13 protein-coding genes are annotated in these 18,685 nt (G+C 42.2%); 5 read left to right on the top strand and 8 right to left on the bottom strand.

Annotation, left to right across the window (positions count from 1 at the left end):
- Window positions 1-122: 122 nt before the first annotated feature.
- Complete coding sequence (locus RRG12_RS20525; protein WP_069069952.1) at window positions 123-1,079, top strand: aldo/keto reductase; 957 nt, start codon at window positions 123-125, stop codon at window positions 1,077-1,079.
- 116 nt (window positions 1,080-1,195) lie between these two features.
- Here the strand turns inward: RRG12_RS20525 and RRG12_RS20530 are convergent, their stop codons facing one another.
- Both RRG12_RS20530 and RRG12_RS20535 read right to left on the bottom strand, forming a co-directional pair.
- Window positions 1,196-1,852, bottom strand: coding sequence for a class I SAM-dependent methyltransferase (locus RRG12_RS20530; RefSeq protein WP_420760535.1), 657 nt, complete (start codon window positions 1,850-1,852; stop codon window positions 1,196-1,198).
- 710 nt (window positions 1,853-2,562) lie between these two features.
- Window positions 2,563-2,823 carry a hypothetical protein gene (locus tag RRG12_RS20535; RefSeq protein WP_069069950.1) on the bottom strand — a complete coding sequence of 87 codons (261 nt, stop codon included), beginning with the start codon at window positions 2,821-2,823 and terminating at the stop codon, window positions 2,563-2,565.
- A gap of 258 nt (window positions 2,824-3,081) precedes the next feature.
- Between RRG12_RS20535 and RRG12_RS20540 the strand changes: the two genes are divergently transcribed.
- Window positions 3,082-3,489, top strand: coding sequence for a PEP-CTERM sorting domain-containing protein (locus RRG12_RS20540; protein ID WP_420760536.1), 408 nt, complete (start codon window positions 3,082-3,084; stop codon window positions 3,487-3,489).
- A 270-nt stretch (window positions 3,490-3,759) separates the two neighbouring features.
- A complete protein-coding gene (locus RRG12_RS20545) occupies window positions 3,760-5,811 on the top strand; it encodes a tetratricopeptide repeat protein (RefSeq protein WP_420760537.1) in 2,052 nt (683 codons plus the stop codon).
- Between the two features lie 121 nt (window positions 5,812-5,932).
- Here the strand turns inward: RRG12_RS20545 and RRG12_RS20550 are convergent, their stop codons facing one another.
- The 3 genes from RRG12_RS20550 to RRG12_RS20560 all read right to left on the bottom strand — a co-directional run bounded on the left by RRG12_RS20550 (window position 5,933) and on the right by RRG12_RS20560 (window position 10,857).
- On the bottom strand, window positions 5,933-6,694 hold the full coding sequence (locus RRG12_RS20550) for a hypothetical protein (protein ID WP_069069947.1): 762 nt from the start codon (window positions 6,692-6,694) through the stop codon (window positions 5,933-5,935).
- A 128-nt stretch (window positions 6,695-6,822) separates the two neighbouring features.
- Window positions 6,823-8,355, bottom strand: coding sequence for a DUF1565 domain-containing protein (locus tag RRG12_RS20555; RefSeq protein WP_420760544.1), 1,533 nt, complete (start codon window positions 8,353-8,355; stop codon window positions 6,823-6,825).
- A gap of 309 nt (window positions 8,356-8,664) precedes the next feature.
- Window positions 8,665-10,857 carry a GUN4 domain-containing protein gene (locus tag RRG12_RS20560; protein WP_420760538.1) on the bottom strand — a complete coding sequence of 731 codons (2,193 nt, stop codon included), beginning with the start codon at window positions 10,855-10,857 and terminating at the stop codon, window positions 8,665-8,667.
- Between the two features lie 334 nt (window positions 10,858-11,191).
- On the opposite strand from RRG12_RS20560, the gene pip reads away from it, so the two are divergent.
- Window positions 11,192-12,139: a prolyl aminopeptidase gene (gene pip / locus RRG12_RS20565; RefSeq protein WP_420760539.1), complete on the top strand. Its 948-nt coding sequence runs from the start codon at window positions 11,192-11,194 to the stop codon at window positions 12,137-12,139.
- Between the two features lie 112 nt (window positions 12,140-12,251).
- Here pip and RRG12_RS20570 read toward each other — a convergent pair whose 3' ends face one another.
- Entirely contained in the window at window positions 12,252-12,689 is a 438-nt protein-coding gene (locus RRG12_RS20570; protein ID WP_420760540.1) for an NUDIX hydrolase, read from the bottom strand.
- Window positions 12,690-13,077: 388 nt separating this feature from the next.
- A complete protein-coding gene (gene mrdA / locus RRG12_RS20575) occupies window positions 13,078-14,910 on the bottom strand; it encodes a penicillin-binding protein 2 (RefSeq protein WP_420760541.1) in 1,833 nt (610 codons plus the stop codon).
- Window positions 14,911-15,201: 291 nt separating this feature from the next.
- Between mrdA and RRG12_RS20580 the strand changes: the two genes are divergently transcribed.
- Window positions 15,202-16,329 (top strand): ABC transporter ATP-binding protein, encoded by a 1,128-nt coding sequence (locus tag RRG12_RS20580; protein WP_420760542.1) that lies wholly within the window; start codon window positions 15,202-15,204, stop codon window positions 16,327-16,329.
- Between the two features lie 248 nt (window positions 16,330-16,577).
- On the opposite strand, the gene RRG12_RS20585 is transcribed toward RRG12_RS20580, so the two are convergent.
- Window positions 16,578-18,569: a PAS domain-containing sensor histidine kinase gene (locus RRG12_RS20585; protein ID WP_420760543.1), complete on the bottom strand. Its 1,992-nt coding sequence runs from the start codon at window positions 18,567-18,569 to the stop codon at window positions 16,578-16,580.
- Between the last annotated feature and the right edge of the window lie 116 nt (window positions 18,570-18,685).

Consider the following 18,685-nt stretch of genomic DNA (forward strand, 5'->3'; position numbering starts at 1 on the left):
GATTGCTATAGTACTTGAATTTCGTGTCTGCACCAGTAGTAATTCATACTTAAGATAGCTGCTGAGAAAATATTTCCAGCTTAAACTAGCAATTGATTCAAAGATTCTTGAAGAAAGTAGATATGCAAACTACACAGCTTGGTAATTCAGAGCTTCACATTACCCCAATCGGCTTTGGTGCTTGGGCGATCGGTGGAGGTGGATGGGCTTTTGGTTGGGGAGCGCAGGATGATCAGGAATCTATTGAAGCGATCAATCGCGCTCTCGACCTTGGCGTTAATTGGATTGACACCGCAGCTATCTATGGTCTGGGACATTCTGAGCAGGTTGTTGCTAAGGCACTCAAAGGTCGAGCTAGTCGCCCTTACATTTTCACTAAATGCTCACTGATCTGGGATGAAAAAGGTGAAATGGGTCGCAGCCTGAAGGCGGATTCTGTGCGGCGAGAAGTTGAAGATAGTCTTCGCCGACTCGACATTGAAACCATTGACCTCTACCAAATCCACTGGCCCAACCCTGACTCAGACATCGAAGAAGGTTGGACAACTCTCGCCAAGCTCAAGGATGAAGGTAAGGTTCGCTATATCGGGGTTTCAAACTTTAATGTAGAACAGTTGAAACGTGTCCAGGAAATTGCACCAGTTACCTCATTGCAACCACCTTATTCACTGGTGAAGCGCGATGTCGAGAAGGAAATTCTGCCTTTTTGTAAGGAAAACAACATCGGTGTGATTGTGTATTCACCTATGCAATCTGGCTTGCTTACAGGAAAGATGACACCTGAACGGATTGCCAATTTACCAGATGATGATTGGCGGAAGAAGGGCGATCAGTTTCAGGAGCCACGTCTATCTCGTAATCTGAAGCTAGTCGAGGTGTTGCAGCATATTGGTCAACAACACGATCGCTCCGCCGGTGAAGTGGCGATCGCTTGGACTTTAAACAATCCGGCGGTGACAGCTGCGATCGTGGGCGGACGCAATGCAAAGCAGGTGGAAGGAATCATCGGTGCTGGAGAATTTCGCCTCAATCAACAGGAACTAGATCAGATTGGCACTTTCCTGCGCGAAAATCCATAAGCCAGGAGTCAGGAGTCAGAATTCAGTATTCAGAATACTCCATGCCTTCATGGATGGAGTATTAACAAGGAAAAATATTTTAATTCAATTTAACTCAGTAACCCCAAAAAGTTCTTTTACTTCGTTGCTATGCCGATAATATGAGGACTAACAATCGGCAATTTTGCGTCAAATCGCTCATAATTCACACTAGTAAAACCAGCCTTTTCTAAGGCTATCCAAGTTTCTCTATCTGGATGACAACCATCACCTATCACTTTCCAAATCGGACGAATTGTGCTTTGTAGTTGTCGCAATAAACTTCCTTGAGGTGCGGCGACGTGTTCAATAAATAAGAAGCGTCCACCTGGTTTTAATACTCTTAAAATTGCCTGTAATGTATAATCTATATTCGGCACTGAACACAAAACTAAGGTACTAACAACAGTATCTATAGTGTTATCTTCAGCATCTAGCCATTCAGCATTACCAATGCGAAGGTCGATGTTTAAACCCAGCTTTTCTGCTTGTTTTTGCAGATAAGAATGCATGTGTGGATTTGGCTCAATTCCTATCCAGTGGATGTCTTTAGGATAGTAGGGAAGGTTAGGGCCTGTTCCTGGGCCTATTTCTAAAACTTTACCTTGAAGATTGGCAAAAAGAGAACGTTTGCGCTCACTTACAATTTTATCATAGGTGCTGCTACTTTGAGCCATCATCCAGGCAAAAAAGCGCTTACCAAAGTTGGCATAAATCTTTTTTTGTGAATCTCCAATAATTTGGTTTACAGTCATTATCTACTTCCTGATTTTTGAGACTATAAATTGGTCTGCCAAGCAACCATTTATAGCCTCAAGATACGATGTTTTTTGTTTCTTATACCTCACCCATTAGAATCACCTGATCGGGTGATTTTGATAACCTTACACATATAACGACTTATCGCAAGCTACTACAGAAAGAGCAAAAGCACAGAGCTAGAAGTAAAATTTGCCTATATACTTTTTTCAAAGTTGAGTTTTTTCAGATTGATGATTTTAAAAGGTATTTATCATTAATACAATGATAATAAAGAGCATTCCGCAATTGGGAATGCTCTATTTTGGTAAATTCTATTCAGTTGAAGAAGAATTCAGAAGTCAGAATTCAGGAGTCAGAATAAAGACGCGACTCGAAAATACTCGCTACCGCTCCGCTATCGCGGACTCGCTAACGCTTCTCTACGAGATGCTAAAAGCGTAGCTTGCAACTCTTACAGAGTACGCTATCAGTCGGGGATTCAGACCGGCGTAGGAATTGTTGCACCACCAAATTTTTAATTTGGTGGGGGTACAAAAACGCCGATTATTCAGACGCTCGATTACTCGCTCTAAGCGAAGCATCCCGAAGGGTATACGCTGCGCTATCCGCCAGTCATACAGAAAACATTCTGAATTCTGACTCCTGACTCCTGAATTCTATTCAGATAATCTGAATTTAAATTGAAAATTGCTATTTGCTAAAATCAGGCATGGAGATTTGCTTGTTCTTGCAACCAAGGATCTACAGGTTGTCCATCTTTACGACGTAATTCAATCTCCACTACCATGACTTCTTTTGAACCAGGGGGCGCAGGTTTTTGATGAAAAATAATCTCATAATCTAGCGGATTGTGTTTGCGTTCTTTTAACCAATCCTGCACCTTGGTTGTGGCAAATAAGGATTGTCCCTGCTCAAACATTCTGGTAATCTGCATTTGCAGTGTATAGGGATTTATGCGACTCATTTCCTACCGCCTTTGTTAAATAAATTTTAGGTAAAGTAATCTGCTTTTCCTACATAATCTGATGTTAGTTGAAGGATGGCAAGATGCCTACCTTAGTATGAAAAGTGCTGAATTCCTGAGTAAGGTAAAAATCATCTGCACTCAACCAGTACTTACAAGTAGTCGGACACAATTAAATTCATTGGTGGAAATAGGGAACAGGTTACAGGTTAAAGGTTACAGAAAAAAACTTGTGTAATTAATTCTGTCTGATTACTTATGTCAAGGAACTTTGGGGGTTTGAGTCCCCAGCAAGATAGGGTGATTTTGAAGGGATTTTTGGGAGATCAGGTTGTTAACGCCATTTTTAATCCAGTTTTAAGTCAAAAAAATACTATCCAGCAAGTCGATGCTTACACTCTTGATGGTATAGGATTTGATTCAGATGCTACTAACGGAGATTTCGGTACTGTGTTAGTGAAGTTTGCTAGTGCCATTGATCGTTTTGAGTTGGTCTTTACCGATGGCGATGATATCGGTACTAGAAATCCAGATAGCCACGGTATCGGTATTGGCGATATCAAATACACCGCATCTAGCCAAAGTGTTCCAGAACCCGCTTCTATATTAGGTTTATTGGCATTTGGTACTTTTGGGGTTAGTTCAGTCCTGAAGCGCAAACGATAAAATCCTCAATCATGATTGTGTTGTAAATGAATTTATTTGTAGGGTAGGCAATATGCCTACCCTTTATAGTTATTAGGCAATACGGTTTGCTTCAAGGGGAAGGGGGGAATAAAAAACCTTGAACCCAAACCCAGTAACCTTTTCCCAAAGGTAATTCTGAGTTCAAAATGCTTATCCGAACCGTATTGAGTTATTAACTACTGAATTTTGTTATAGATTGGAGAGAGGCACGCCGCTTCAAAAACTGACCAAGAGACTGAGATGGTTGTTATGAAGAGCAAAAATCAAGCTATTTTCGCTTTAATTGTAAAAAGCACTATTGTTTTTTTCCCTTTAGTGCTAAATGCTACTATTGCCAGTGGACAATCTGCACCATCACCTTCCCCAGCACTAACTCCTACTCCAGTCTTATCGAATCAGGAACGGGAAGAATTGACGCGACTACGAGCCGAAAAGCAAGTTCAATCTGATTTAAAGAGGGCTTTTAGCCGTACCACTATTCTAATTAATATCTGGCTAGTTATATTAAGTCTATTTCCAGTCGCAATCATTGCTTTATTTTGGCTTCTGCGAAGGGCGGTAATCCGTGAAATTGTTGATAGAGCAATGCAACAAATGCAGGGAATGGAAAATTTGCAAAATCAGCTAATTACTGTTAAGCAAGAGGCTGAAAATGTTATTCAAGAAGCTAAAAAAATAAATTATGAATTAGAACAGGAAACGGTCGCTTTACAACAAAAAATTAAAAATGAACAAGAAGAAAATGTATCTATCCTTACTTCTGAGCTAGCTTTAGCTAAAGCACAGGTATTAAGTAGATTAGAAACTGAACTCAAAAAATCTCAAGAAAATATAGAAATTTTAGAGTCAAAATTTGCTTCGACGCTATCTAAGTTAGAGTTTGATGCTCAACAACAAAGAGATACTGCACTGGAGAATTTAGGAAAATTAGCATCTGTGATGGCAGAGGAATTGTCTAATTTAAAGTTAGGCGTGCAACAGAAGCAAGAATTAGCGGTTGCTGATTTAGAAGTATCAAGGTCTGAATTCACATCTCAACTTTCTGGATGGCAGTCTGATGCTCAAAAGCAAAAGGATATAGCTATTGAAAGTTTAACAAAATTGCAATCTGAATTTGCAGAACAACTATCAGAATTACAGATAGAGGCTCAAAAACAAAAAGATATCACATTTGAAAGGTTAGATAGAGAATTGAAGTTTCAATTATCTGAATTACAGGTAGATGCTCAGGAGCAAAAAAATAAAGTTGTTGAGAGTTTAGCAGCATTGCAGTCAGAGTTTGCTGAACAGCTATCGGAATTACAAGTAGATGCTCAAAAGCGGAAAGAGCTAATTATTGAGAATTTAGAGAAATCTGGTTCTGAGTTTAGTTCGCAATTCTCAGAATTACAATGGAATGCTCAACAACAAAAGATTCTCATTTTGGAGAAGTTAGAAAGATTAGAAACTGAGTTTGTCTCTCAACTCTCTGAGTTACAATTGGATGCTCAAGAAAGAAAGGATCTCATCCTTCAAGAATTAACTGAAATTACACCTGAATCTACCACAGAAGTAGTTAATTCTGAAGTTGAGGAAGAGATACAGGAACAGCCACAACAAACCGAATTAACTGCTGATGAGTATGTAAAAGAGGGAGATGCGCTGTTTTCTAAAAGGCGCTATGAAGATGCGATCGCAGCTTACAACCAAGCGGTTAAAATCCAAGCTGATGAACCTGTGGCTTGGTTAAAACGAGGTCTAACTCTGGGAAGGTTGAAACGCTACAAAGATGCGATCGCATCTTATGATAGAGCGATTCAGATTCAGCCAGATTATCATCAAGCTTGGTGCGATCGCGGCGTTGCTTTTGGGAACTTACAACAGCATCAGCAAGCCTTTGCTTCATTTGACAAAGCTACACAAATCAAGCCTGATGATGCAGTCGCTTGGTTAAATCGCGGCCTTTCCCTAGTAGCATTAGAACAATATGAAGAGGCAATAGCATCTTTGGATAAAGCTTTAGAATTCCAACCCAATTCTCCCAAAATCTGGGATAAACGCGGTTATACTTTGGTGAGATTGGGACGCGATGATGAAGCGATCGCTAGTTTTAACAAAGCCTTAGAAATTAATTCAGATTACGCCAGTGCCCATTACAACAAAGCAGCCTGTTACGCACTGCAAAGACAAGTTGAACTATCTCTGCTATCTCTCCAACAAGCAATTGAACTTAATCCCAGGTATAAAGAAGACGCAACAACTGACCTAGATTTTGATGATATTGCCGATGATGAGCGCTTTAAGGAGTTAATTACAGCCTAAAAACCTAAAAGGCATTGGGCATTGGGCATTGGGCATTGGGCATTGGGCATTGGGCATTAGTTATCCTACTCTTGCTTCCCTACTTCCCCTACTTCCCCTGCTCCCCCTGCTCATCTTCCTCCTACTCCCCACTCCTCACACTTCCATTCTGTTCGGCAGACATCGCTTTGAGTTTAGATGTAAAAGAGTCAGAGCGATCGCTTTTTTCTGGAGTAAATTGCCCGATAGGAGCATGAATAGCAGCAGGTGGCAGCAGTTTTGGCTGTCGTTGATGATGGCTTGGTGATGGGGAAGGCGGTGGACTTTCTTGTGAAGTTTGCCTTTGGCTGACAGCAGATAATCGCTCAAGGGTTGCCGAAGAGGCAAATTTCCCAGAAAGCGGAGACTTCAAGACAGTTTTATGATCTCTATCTTCCTGCTTCTGTTCTTCCTCACTCAAAGATGTCTTTGGTTCAGAACTTTTGAGTTGTAGGGTTGCAGTATTGCTGTATTGATAGCCATTGCCAATCTTCGCTGGTGGTAATTGAGGACTCGTCATTCTCTCGACAGTGGGGTTTTTCTTGGCTAGCGGTAAGGCTGGTACAGGTGACGAGGTTAAGCTTTGGGGAAACTTGCTACAAATCATCCGTTCAAATTCCATGTTGAAATGATATGTAGCCTGATCCCGACGCTGCCAAAATACTAAGATTTGCTGCACGGAAACCGCTTTATAACGACCTTGATAGAGTGCCTCAATCACTGCCAGGTGTAGCCAATTCAGCGGGTATTGCGTTTGCCAACGCTCAACTAGCTCATTGGCAGTATACCCACTGAGATCGAAACTATAGTTAATTAATAAGGCGATCGCCAAGTTGGCAGAGGTGTCTGGAAGTGTTGTTAACATGGGGCTATTAGCTTTAGGCAATAGGTCTAAGATTGGTCACCCATCGCATATTAGCCTAACGTGCTTTTAACTACATGGTTTTTTTCCAATAGTTACAAGCCGATAAGCAGTGTTTCCTATTCTACTTGTCAACTTCTAGAATGCAACCCCACATAGACTGATTTAATCGCAGGCGCTCGTCCAATGGCTACTAATGCCTGATAAACCATTGCTGCGACTTCGGCACGTGTTGTCGGACGTGAAGGTGCAAGTAGCTGGGGATCTGGGTAATTAACGATGATTTTTTGTTGTGTAGCAGTCGCAACAGCTTTGCGGGCGTATTCGGAAATGGTATGACGATCGCTATATAGTTCTAAAACATCGCTATCAACAGCTGGTAGTCCTAGTCCGTTTACCAGGGAGACAATCACTTGTAGCCGCTGCACATTTTGATTGGGGCGGAAAGTGCGATCGCTAAATCCGCCAACAAAGCCACCGCTAGCTGCGATTTGGATCGCGCTATAAGCCCAAAAATCCTTGGGTACGTCGGTAAAATCAGGGGCCGGGATTTTGGGAAATGGGTTAAAAGCGATCGCCACCAGAACTGCATACTGGGCGCGAGTCATGGGTTTATCTGGCTGGTAGCTACCATCAGCAAAAGCATGAGTTAAATCCATCCTCACTAATGCCTGAATAAATGGTTCTGCCCAATGTCCATCTAGTTGGGGAAAGGCGGGGAGTTTTTCAGATGGGGATTCTGTTGGGGCGTTAGAGGAACTAGTGCTAACCGCTACTTTATTGCTTGGGAGCAATTCGACTAAGCCCTTGACTAGAGTAGGATTTAATTGATTACCTACGGAAATAAGCTTTTGTGTAGTAGCATTTTTTAAATCAAATTCACTATTATCACGAAAAATATTATCAGCGGGATCTTGGGTATTACCTAAATCGGGGACTGCATTGCCATTGATTAATAGACCACCTTGGGTATTTTTAGCAATGAGATTTTCACGCAGCACAGGTTGGGCGTTGCGAGAGAGTGCGATCGCCGTGCGATTTTCTGATAACTTATTATTTGCGATCGCCGGAGCGGCAAAGTCACTAATTGCTATGCCTAAACGGTTTCTTTGAAATACATTCCCCAGTACTTCTCCCTGGCTATGACCTGCCATCACTAACCCACTAGCAGTATTTTGCACAAATATGTTATCTAAAATTGCGGGTTTGGCAGTGCCAGTGGTAAACACACCTTCCCGCCCACAGTTGCTCAAAGTATTGTTAGCTAAAGTAGGTGCAGCCGATTCAATCCAGATACCAGTACCTTTGAGTGAGGGATTGGTAACAGTAACACCTAAAAGACTGGCATTATCTACCAAGAGCAGCGTAATATTTTGTATACCAAAGCTGGGACTTTGATACTCGCCACTCCCAGAAATTAAAATCCCTGCACCTTTGTTCGCTTCGTTACCCACCACTTTCGCCCCTTCAGGGATGATCAGTGGGAACACCTCACCACTAGCGGTGCTGTAAGTCCCCGATTCCAGATGAATTATCGTCGGGATTTTGGTTACTTTTAAGGCACGGCTGAGGCTTTTAAACGGACTCAACCGTGAACCTGTATTGGTATCATTCCCCGTCATAGGGTTGACATAGAGTGTGACAACGAGGGTAGAGTTCACCATTGATAGTTGAGAGTCAATTGTTTTAATTATGACAATCATAAATAACACTACTTGTAGCAAACTTTTTGAAAGTAGTATCTTTGTGTGTACAAAATATATCCACGTTACTTTTTATTGCAAGCGGATCGTGTGTACACACAAGTTATAGACTCTCACGCAACATTCCAGGTTCTCGCCTCGAAGTTCCGAGTTTTGAGGGTGATAGGGGACTGGGGACTGGGGATTAGGGACTGGGGACTGGGGACTAGAGAAGAAAATATGAGTAAGATTTGGTTGGGGTTCCCAATGCCCAATGCCCCATCCCCAAGTTTATTTAATTTGGCAAGTCTCAATGCGAGAGAATAAAGCAACACATAATCGCCACCAAGAAGCTGTGGCGATCGCACTATGCCATTCCCAAACACCTAATAGCTTTAACCGCCAAACCTGCTCAAAAAAACCAAAGTATGGTAACTGCCCATTGGGAGCATCTTCTTCCACAATTAAGTTACTATAATCAATCCAGGAATCTTTTAAACGCCACCCAGCGCGATTGGCAAAATCAATACAAGTTTGGGAAGCAGCAACATTACCATTACCAATTATCAAAGCTAGTACAGGATCGCTGGCAGAAACATCTCTAATACTCTCCCAAATCCGCTTCTGGATGCTGAAACCGAAGCGTCCATGACTATACTTAACCCAGAGAGTATCAATAGTACACAAGTCGATACAAGGAAAGTTTTCTACATTTTCTAAATCAAGATAGCGTTTTTCTTCTCTACCAGCTATCCTCAATATGAGAGTTGTAGTTTCCTGATCCGCCTCTAACCATCTCCCAGCTTTAAGTAAATCCCGCAATTGAGTGTAATCTATCCCCACAGATGAACTCAAATCATCTATATCTTCAGTTTTTTGTTCAGAGCGATCGCCCGAAAACAAAGTTTTTCCTGGTAAGACTTCAATCACACCTTGAGAACCAAATAACCAGAAATATAATTCGATATCGGTGCGTGATAGTTCTACTTGTAATTGTGTAATCCAAGCTGCTGCGGTGAGTCCAGATGCTTGAATAGCAACATTGAGGGTATCTACCAAGGAAGAAGCAAATCTTTCACCCTCTGGAGGTGGCGCAGCAGCAGCAATTAAACATTGTTCATTGAGTCCCAATTGCAATTCTTCCACCCAATCGCGTAGAGATGCACATGTGTGCATTCCCACAGGGCAATCCAGGATGATAATTTGTTGCGATCGACATCGGCGCAGCTGTTTTCTCAACCAGGAACGATTCAGTACAACATTATCAGAAAGTACTAATACTGCTTCTCCTTGTTCAGTTTCTTGAATCTGCCCTCGCAAGTATAAAAATACAGTTGCGGTTTCTTCTATAGAATTGCTGCTAGTGGGTGACTCGGAAAAAGATTCAGCTAACAAACATTTTTGAATCGCTTTGCGGACATCCGAAGCAGGGTTTTTTTCGCTAATAGTCCAATAATTTACCTCAAAGCCACCAGATGTACTGAGTATTTTACCCAAAGCCAAAGCACTCTTGCTCTTAGGAAGTCCCTCTATAACTAACGCCTGTCGTGGATATCGTGGGGACACTGTTTTGTCTGGTTTGAGTCCTAAAATCACTTCTCCGATTCCTTCGACAATTCGCTTCGGCGTTTGAGATGGATATTCTGGATGAATTTGGTTTTCGCCGCGACCTTTTTTTAGCTGATTAATCACCCGTAGTTGCTGATTAGCTTTATCTATATATGCGAGAGTTTGGTGATAAACATAACGATAAAGTCCATCCGCTTCGATAATGCCTTGGGAATCAGCCGCTTCTCCCCGCAGTCCCCGAATTAAGTAATAGGTGAATACTCCATGTTTTAATTGCGGAAATTCCCAAGATTGTTGCCCTTGATCGCAAGATAGTAAGGCATAAAATCCTTTTCTCTTAGCAGCGCGTTGTCGCAGAACTTCCACTAATTCTTGTGTGGGGTTGAGTTGCGGATCTATTGGTGTTTCTCCCCTAGCACCCAATAAGGTCATGCTACCGCTATGACAAGCATCCAGCCACACAAGTTGCTGCTGGGCGGCACAATTTTCCAATAATTGCAATAACTCTTGCAACTTCAAACCAGTTTCTATTAAGTTGTCTTTTTGAGTATCTTTGAGACACAATACCACCTGCTGACTCGATGGCTCTAGCATCCCATGTCCAGAAAAATAAAACAGAACGGTGTCAATAGATTTAGTTGCAGATGCTACTTGTTTGAGACTGGTACGGACATTTTCTAATAGGGGCTGCTGATGAGCAAAATCGTTGTGAATCTTCACATCCCTTTGCGGAAATCCTTGAGTTGCAGCATTTAATGCTTCTCCTAAACCTTGGCAATCCAATGCTGAGTAACGCAAACAGGGTATTTGTTCATCCTGATATTGGTTGACTCCCACCAATATCAGCCAAAGCTTTGCCAAACCAGTTTCTAAGGCATGAGTTGAGTGACTAGTACGAACACCGACTGGACACATCTGTTAAAATTCCTTGACAGGAAGAGTACGGTAGCTTTTATATAAATAGTATTCAATCGTACCGACATGAATTACTGAAGTTGGTTCCAAAAAGCTAGCGATCGCTATGACAACATTACTGATAAAGAAGGAGTCAGAATTCAGAATTCAGAAAACTCTACCCATAAAGGGATAGAGTTTTAAGGCGAGTACGCCCAGCAGGGACGAGCTTTTAGCCAATATTCAGACGCGACTCGAAAATACTCGCTTGCCGCCGACGCTATCACCCACTCGTACAAAATTCATACTGAATTCTGACTCCTGAATTCTGAATTCTTCTGATAAAATATCGAAAATGCGAGAACTTTACCCAGCAATCGAGCCTTACTTAGAAGGTAGTTTACAGGTTTCTGACCTTCATACCATTCATTTTGAAGAGTCAGGTAACCCCCAAGGTCAACCCATAGTTGTGCTGCATGGCGGCCCTGGTGGTGGATGTCCAGCTTTTTATCGGCAATATTTCCACCCAGAAAAATGGCGGATAGTGATGTTTGACCAGCGCGGTTGTGGTCAAAGTACGCCCCATGCTGAATTAAGAGAAAACACCACTTGGGATTTAGTCAGTGATATCGAAAAACTGCGCCAACATTTAGGTATAGAAAAGTGGGCGGTTTTTGGTGGAAGTTGGGGTAGCACTTTATTATTAGCCTATAGTCAAACCCATCCCTCTCGATGCACGGGGCTAATTCTCCGTGGGATCTTCATGCTGAGGCAAAAAGAGTTGCGATGGTTCTACCAAGAGGGTGCTAGCTATATTTTTCCTGATGCTTGGGAAGAATATCTCAAACCGATTCCCATAGATGAACGTGATGATCTAATCGCAGCATATTACAAGCAGTTGACCAGTCCAGACTTAGAAATTCAATTAACAGCAGCGCGTGCTTGGTCAATTTGGGAAGGTAGTACAAGTAGACTTTTCTTAGACCCAGAACTTATGCAAAAGTTTGGCGAGAGTGAATTTGCTTCAGCTTTCGCCCGCATTGAATGCCATTACTTTATGAATAAGGGATTTTTAGAAACCGAAGATCAATTAATCTTAAATATAGACCGTATCCGCCATATTCCGGCTGTAATTGTTCAGGGACGTTATGATGTAGTCTGCCCAATGATATCAGCTTGGGAATTACATCGCGCTTGGCCAGAAGCCGAATTTATTGTGGTTCCTGATGCCGGACATTCGATGAGTGAACCAGGAATTCGTAGTGCTTTGATTCAAGCAACAGATAATATTAGCAATTCATAATTACTTATGAGGCTATCTACGAGATGATGTGTGTAATTTGTTTCCTATGCTATTACTTTAATTACGAATTACGTTAGCGCAGCGGTAGCGAGTCTGCCAGCGTTATTAGTAATTATTGTTGAAATGCACAAAAGTATGATTTGACCTGGAAAAAACCTTTCAGGATTCGTTTGAGTGAATTAAACTTAACCCGCCTGATAGCTTTATTCACTTCTACCCACTGCCGTTTTCTTTTACTTGCTTCTGGATAATCTTCACTCAGCATCTCAACTGGTAACAAATACATCTTGACCTGGTAAATTTTGCCTCGTTTGCGGTACTTATAAGTGCCCAGTTCATTGGCGTTTACTTGCCCAATTACCCCTGCTTCTTCCCACGCCTCTTTAGCTGCTGAAGCAGGGGGACTCATGCCATTAGGAATATCTCCTTTCGGAATAACCCAGTGTTGAAAGTTACGGGTCGTAATTAGCAAGATTTCAATTTTGCCATTGTTCACTCTATAAGGAATTACGCCAGACTGTTTAAACACTTTGCTGACTTTTCGACTCATGTAATTTGCATCCTGTACGGTCTAGCTTTTTTGTACAATGTCTACTTCAAAAAGTCTAGAGCTGATACCGGATAAATTTTGGTTAATTTTTGGTTATGAAAAGATTAAAATTTGGTTTTTTAACCATAAGAGTTAATTATTGAAAGTTTTTGATTGTTGAAGTAGAGGCGCACAGATATCATTGGTGTCAACTTAAGCTAGAAATAACTTTGCTGCGGTCTTCATAACCCGCCAGAGAATTCATTCTCTGGCTCATAGCTATGATTCTTGGAACTGAAGTTCCTTGCGGGACATAGTTTTTGCGTTAAGTTGACACCAATGACTAATGACCAATGACTAATGACCAATGACTCGAAATCCCCCGGCTTCAAACCAGGGGATAAGTTAATCAACTCCGACGGCTGTTTACTATATTCTCAGGCACTGGTTTCTGATACTTCCCCGGATACTTGCGCTGAAAATATTCCTCCATAATTTGTAAAATCATGGGCGCAGCAATGCTACCACCTCCACCGCCGGAATGTTCAGCAAATGCCACAATCAGAATTTCGGGCTGTTCAGCCGGTGCATAGGCTCCAAACCAAGCATGATTTTGCTTAACACGACCCTTCCAGGCTTCGGCGGTACCACTTTTACCCGCGACTGGGGGAATTGTTGGCTGCTGCAAAACTTTACCCGTACCTTCAGATACTACTTTCCGTAGTCCCTGACGGAGAACACTGATGGTTGTAGGCTTCATATTTAAAGATTCTCGCCAGCTTTTTGCTTCTTCGTTGTCTTTAAGCAAATGCGGCTGGACTCGGTAGCCACCATTAGCAGGTACGGCAAACATGATGGCGACTTGCAGAGGTGTAGTTAGTAAAGCACCTTGACCAATTGACATATTAATGCTGTCGCCTACAGTCCAAGGTATCTTCCAAGCTTTCTGCTTCCATTTCTCATCTGGTACTAAACCTTCTGCTTCTTCGTTGGCAAACTCAAAGCCAGTTGTTTTACCAAATCCATACTTGCGAGTCCATTCAATTAAAGTTGGGCCGCCAACTCCCCGACCAATTTGATAAAAGAAGGTATCACTACTCCACTGCATTGCACCGACAAAACCCAATGGCCCGAATCCGGCATGATTCCATTCACCAAATCGGGTACCACCAAAAGTTAAGGAGCCGTAGGTTTGTAAGACTGTGTTAGGAGAAAATTTACCTGATTCTAACCCGGCTGTGGTGGTGACAATTTTGAAGGTGCTAGCGGGGGGAAAGGCGCTGAGGGCGCGATTCACCAAAGGATGATCAGCACCTTGGACAAATTCCCAATCTTTTTGGGTGAGTTTCTGCTTCGAGAAAATATTTGGGTCAAAGGTGGGATGAGATACCATTGCTAAAACCGCACCGTTCTTGGGGTCAAGGGCCACGATCGCACCGTCGCGATCGCCCAAAGCTTTTTCTGCTGTCTTTTGCATATCTAAATCTATAGTCAAGTGCAAATCGTTACCAGATTTTGCCTGTTTCTCCCCCAAAACCCGGAGCGGCCGACCTGCACCATCCACTTCTACTTGCTGACCACCCCATTCACCCCGCAGACTTTTTTCATAAGCTTTTTCGGCTCCCATTTGACCAATCACATCACCCAATCTGTAGCCTTCCTGCTTCTTTTGTTTTAACTGCTCGGCGGTAAGTTCTCGCGTATAGCCTAATACATGTGCTAATTGCTTGCCGTGGGGATAGTAGCGAACCGCTTCTGTAGAAATTTCCACGTCTTGAAGTTCGGCTTGATACTCCTTCAATGCTGTGATTTGCGCTTCGTTCAAGTCACGAGCGACCCGAATCAGTGAAGAAGAATTAGCACCTGCCTCTTCTAATTTCTTTTCCATCTCTTCTTGAGAAACGTCGAGAATTTGAGATAGACGTGATCCCACAACCGACCATGCTGGCTTGGTATGTGCCATCGGCCACAAATATACAGAGCGAGGATAGCGAGTACTGGCTAAAAGTTTGCCATTGCGGTCAAAGATATTGCCTCTTTCTGGTTGTTTGGGGATCATCCGAATTCGATTGGACTCGGCTCGTTTTCGGTGGCTTGCTCCTTCAGTAATTTGCAAATATGCCAAACGAACACTGATCCCAGTGATCATCAGTAGAGTAAATATAATTAAAAATATCGGCTGTAAACCACGTCCAACGGTACGTGTATCTTTTTTGCCGCCAATTGATGGGAATAAAGACATAAATAATTCAAAATTCAAAATGAATAAACACAATCTTAGCCAGCCTTTTAGCAATTGCTAATATGCAATTTTAATACTTATTAGCTTAATCAAAGAACGTCTACGTACAAAAAAAGTGCTTAAATTTGCTTTTTGTCAACATTCGGTACTGAGCATAAAAGAATCGGGTGAGTATATTCTTGAACAATTGTTTTTGGCGGATACAATAAACCAAAGTGTCAAATCTAGTCTGCCCAAAAGACTACATCAATTGACAAAATCTCATAAAATCACGGCATTCTACTGAGGATTATGGCTCAAATTGTCATGCAGAATCAGAGGGGGATAACAAGTCTTCAGCCACTTGATGTTGAACTGCGTAATGTCTTCAAGTTTTTTAATCAAGAACCAGCAGTACATGGAATCGACTTGGATGTTAGACAAGGAGAATTTTTTAGTATTTTAGGCCCCTCCGGTTGTGGTAAAACAACAACGCTGCGCTTAATTGCTGGGTTTGAAATCGCTGACGCTGGCAAGGTGTTAATTCAGGGTCAGTCTATGACTAATGTGCCGCCTTACCGCCGACCCGTCAATACTGTATTTCAAAGTTACGCTTTATTTAACCACCTGAATGTCTGGGATAACATCGCCTTTGGACTGCGGCTAAAAAAATTACGCAAATCGGAAATTGAAGCTAGAGTTCAAGAAGCTTTAAAACTCGTGAAAATGGAAAGTTTGCGATCGCGTTTTCCCAATCAGCTTTCTGGTGGTCAACAGCAGCGGGTCGCTTTAGCTAGGGCCCTAGTCAACCGTCCCACCGTCGTATTACTGGATGAACCTTTAGGGGCGTTAGATTTAAAACTGCGTAAGGAAATGCAGGTTGAGTTATCAAATTTACACAAAGAATTGGGATTAACCTTTGTGATGGTGACACACGACCAGGAAGAAGCATTGTCTTTGAGCGATCGCATTGCCGTGATGAATCAAGGCAAAATTGAACAAGTTGGCACTCCCAGCCAAATTTACGAACGTCCCCAGACATCCTTCGTTGCTGATTTTATTGGTGATACTAATTTATTCAGTGGTGAAATCGTCAGCGTAGACTCCTCGAATGTGCAAATTTCAACGAAAACAGGACTCTCAATTATCATTAGCCGCGCTGAAGATACACCATCTGAATTATCACAAGCTGTGGTGGTAAGTGTGCGCCCAGAAAAAATACAACTTTCGCTTTATCCACCCAATTTGCCAGCTAACTGCTTTGAAGGAAGACTGGTCAATGTTATGTATTTGGGCACACATGTTAATTATGTTGTGGAATTAACCAATGGCGTTAGGATAAATGTGTTGCAACCTAATACTTTTGGTGCTTTACCTGACCGCGACACACCTATTTATACCTGGTGGGCTGAAACTGATTGTTTAGCTATTAGTCAATAGTCAAACAATTTTAGATTTTAGATTTTAGATTTTAGATTGACCCCAACAATCAAGTCACTGGCTCCATGAAACCAATTCGCAATTCGCAATTCGCAATTGTAGCCAAAAAAAATTTATACATCAATCATGACTTTTCAAACATCCTCTTAAGCAAGCTACGCTTTTAGCGTCTGTCTTTGCTACGCAACGCTACCGCGAACGACACCCTACGCGAACATAAAGAGCGTCATTACGAATTACGAATTATTTTAATGCTGAATCGGAATTGTAATGATAAACTCTGTTCCTTCTGCTGGTGTTGACTGACACTCCAGTTTGCCAGCATGTGTTTCTGTAACAATTTGATAACTGATAGACATTCCCATACCTGTTCCCTTACCCACAGGCTTGGTGGTGAAAAACGGATTAAAAACTTGTTTTTGAATCTGTTCTGACATACCTATTCCATTATCAGCGATCGCAATTTTTACCCAGCCTGAATCTATCGCTGAAGTCCGAATGGTGATCATCGGAGTTGACAATCCAGATGCTAAATTGTGCATTCTCAATTGTCCATTTTCAATAGTCTCCCGCTCATCTGGGGTTGAATCTCCTTCTGCCGACGCTCGCAGACTCGCTACCGCTACGCTATCCTGCCTCCTACCTTCTTCTAAAGCATCAATGGCATTCCCCAAAATATTCATGAACACCTGATTTAGTTGTCCGCCATAGCATTCCACTAAAGGTAATGTGCCGTAGTTTTTGATGACTTGAATGGCTGGAAGTTTTGTTTTTTCTTGGAGGCGATGTTGCAATACCATTAGGGTACTGTCGATACTTTCGTGAATGTCCACTGCCTTAAACTCGGCTTCATCCATACGTGAGAAGGTTCGTAGCAACAGCACAATTTGACGGATGCGTTGAGTGCCAACTTTCATCGAACTTAATATTCTCGGTGCGTCTTCCTCGATGTAATCTAGGTCAATTTCCTGACACAAAGCCTGAAATTCCGACTCATTACCAGACTGTTGCTGCTGATGGCGAATTATTCGCAGTAGGTCTTGAGTATATTCCTCAAGATGGCTGAGATTACCGTGAATAAAATTAACGGGATTGTTGATTTCGTGGGCAACTCCAGCAACAAGTTGCCCCAGGCTGGACATTTTTTCTGCCTGAATAATTTGTGCTTGAGTTTGTTTGAGTTCTTGAAGAGTTTGTGCTAAATTTTCTGTTTGTTGTCGCAGTTGGTCTTCCATGTGTTTGCGCTCGCTAATATCCCTGGCTACACAAACAACGGTGTTTTCGCTCATTGTGGCAAGACTCGCCTCAAACCAAACCTCTTGGTCACCTATTGGCAAGCTATATTCTAGCTTCACAGTTTTTTTAGTTAATAGTGCTTGTTGAATAGAGTTGAGAAAATAGTCGGCAAAATCAGGGGGGAAAACGTCATGAATTTTTTTGCCCACCAGTTCTGTAGGAGGTTGGTAGAGTAAGGGCGCACTACTAGGAGCGATTTTTAGGTATCGTCCTTCAGCATCTAAGACAAGAATCACATCCTGCATAGCGTTGAACAAGGCGAGTAATTCTGCTTGCGAGGCTTTGATTAATTCTTCGGCTTGTTTGCTACTGCTGATATCGCTGAGAGCACCATGAAAACCAGTGATTTGACCGTTTGAGTCGAAAATTAGCGAAGCCACTGCCCTCATCCAGCACCAACTTTCATCCTTTTGCAGGTGGCGAAATTCTACTACGATCCGCTGCCTATTGATTTCCATCATTTCTTGGATGCTTCTTTGAACCAAGGGTAAATCATCAGGATGAACTAAGGGGGCAAAGGGTTGACCAAGTAGTTCTGAAGGTTCCCAGCCTAAAACATTTTTATACTGCGGTGAGACATAAGTAAAAGTGCCTTGTAGTGACATAGAAAAAATCAGGTCGCTGATATTTTCCACTAGCTGGCGATAGTTAGCTTCACTCTCAGCCAAGGCAGCTGCCTTACCTTGGCGATGCCATTCGTGAATTTTCTCTGGCGATCGCACAAAGGTAGAATAATCCTCCAATTTTGACTGTAATTCTATCAGTTGTAACTTTTGTGATCCTGTTGATAGGGGGACTTCCTGAGTAACTAATTCCCAAATTTGATGCTGTTGGGCTAACAATGTAGTTGAATAAAGGTCTTGCAATGCTTCTAGCTGTTGCAGCAATTGAGCGTTTTGCTGACGTAAAAGCGATATTTCATGATTGAATGCTTCAGTACACATGATCACCTCCTATTTACAATACTGAGTGCTGATATAGGACTCATATTTGATTTCTGAAAAAACTCAGTACAACTAAGAAGCCTTCTTGACTGTTGCCTATTGCCTGCCTACGCACA

The sequence above is a fragment of the Nostoc sp. CALU 546 genome (assembly GCF_048836525.1).

Excerpts from the sequence above, each read along its gene's own strand:
- RRG12_RS20525 (WP_069069952.1), top strand. The coding sequence starts at position 123 with ATGCAAACTACACAGCTTGGTAATTCAGAGCTTCACATTACCCCAATC.
- RRG12_RS20530 (WP_420760535.1), bottom strand. The coding sequence starts at position 1,852 with ATGACTGTAAACCAAATTATTGGAGATTCACAAAAAAAGATTTATGCC.
- RRG12_RS20535 (WP_069069950.1), bottom strand. The coding sequence starts at position 2,823 with ATGAGTCGCATAAATCCCTATACACTGCAAATGCAGATTACCAGAATG.
- RRG12_RS20540 (WP_420760536.1), top strand. The coding sequence starts at position 3,082 with ATGTCAAGGAACTTTGGGGGTTTGAGTCCCCAGCAAGATAGGGTGATT.
- RRG12_RS20545 (WP_420760537.1), top strand. The coding sequence starts at position 3,760 with ATGAAGAGCAAAAATCAAGCTATTTTCGCTTTAATTGTAAAAAGCACT.
- RRG12_RS20550 (WP_069069947.1), bottom strand. The coding sequence starts at position 6,694 with ATGTTAACAACACTTCCAGACACCTCTGCCAACTTGGCGATCGCCTTA.
- RRG12_RS20555 (WP_420760544.1), bottom strand. The coding sequence starts at position 8,355 with ATGGTGAACTCTACCCTCGTTGTCACACTCTATGTCAACCCTATGACG.
- RRG12_RS20560 (WP_420760538.1), bottom strand. The coding sequence starts at position 10,857 with ATGTGTCCAGTCGGTGTTCGTACTAGTCACTCAACTCATGCCTTAGAA.
- pip (WP_420760539.1), top strand. The coding sequence starts at position 11,192 with ATGCGAGAACTTTACCCAGCAATCGAGCCTTACTTAGAAGGTAGTTTA.
- RRG12_RS20570 (WP_420760540.1), bottom strand. The coding sequence starts at position 12,689 with ATGAGTCGAAAAGTCAGCAAAGTGTTTAAACAGTCTGGCGTAATTCCT.
- mrdA (WP_420760541.1), bottom strand. The coding sequence starts at position 14,910 with ATGTCTTTATTCCCATCAATTGGCGGCAAAAAAGATACACGTACCGTT.
- RRG12_RS20580 (WP_420760542.1), top strand. The coding sequence starts at position 15,202 with ATGGCTCAAATTGTCATGCAGAATCAGAGGGGGATAACAAGTCTTCAG.
- RRG12_RS20585 (WP_420760543.1), bottom strand. The coding sequence starts at position 18,569 with ATGTGTACTGAAGCATTCAATCATGAAATATCGCTTTTACGTCAGCAA.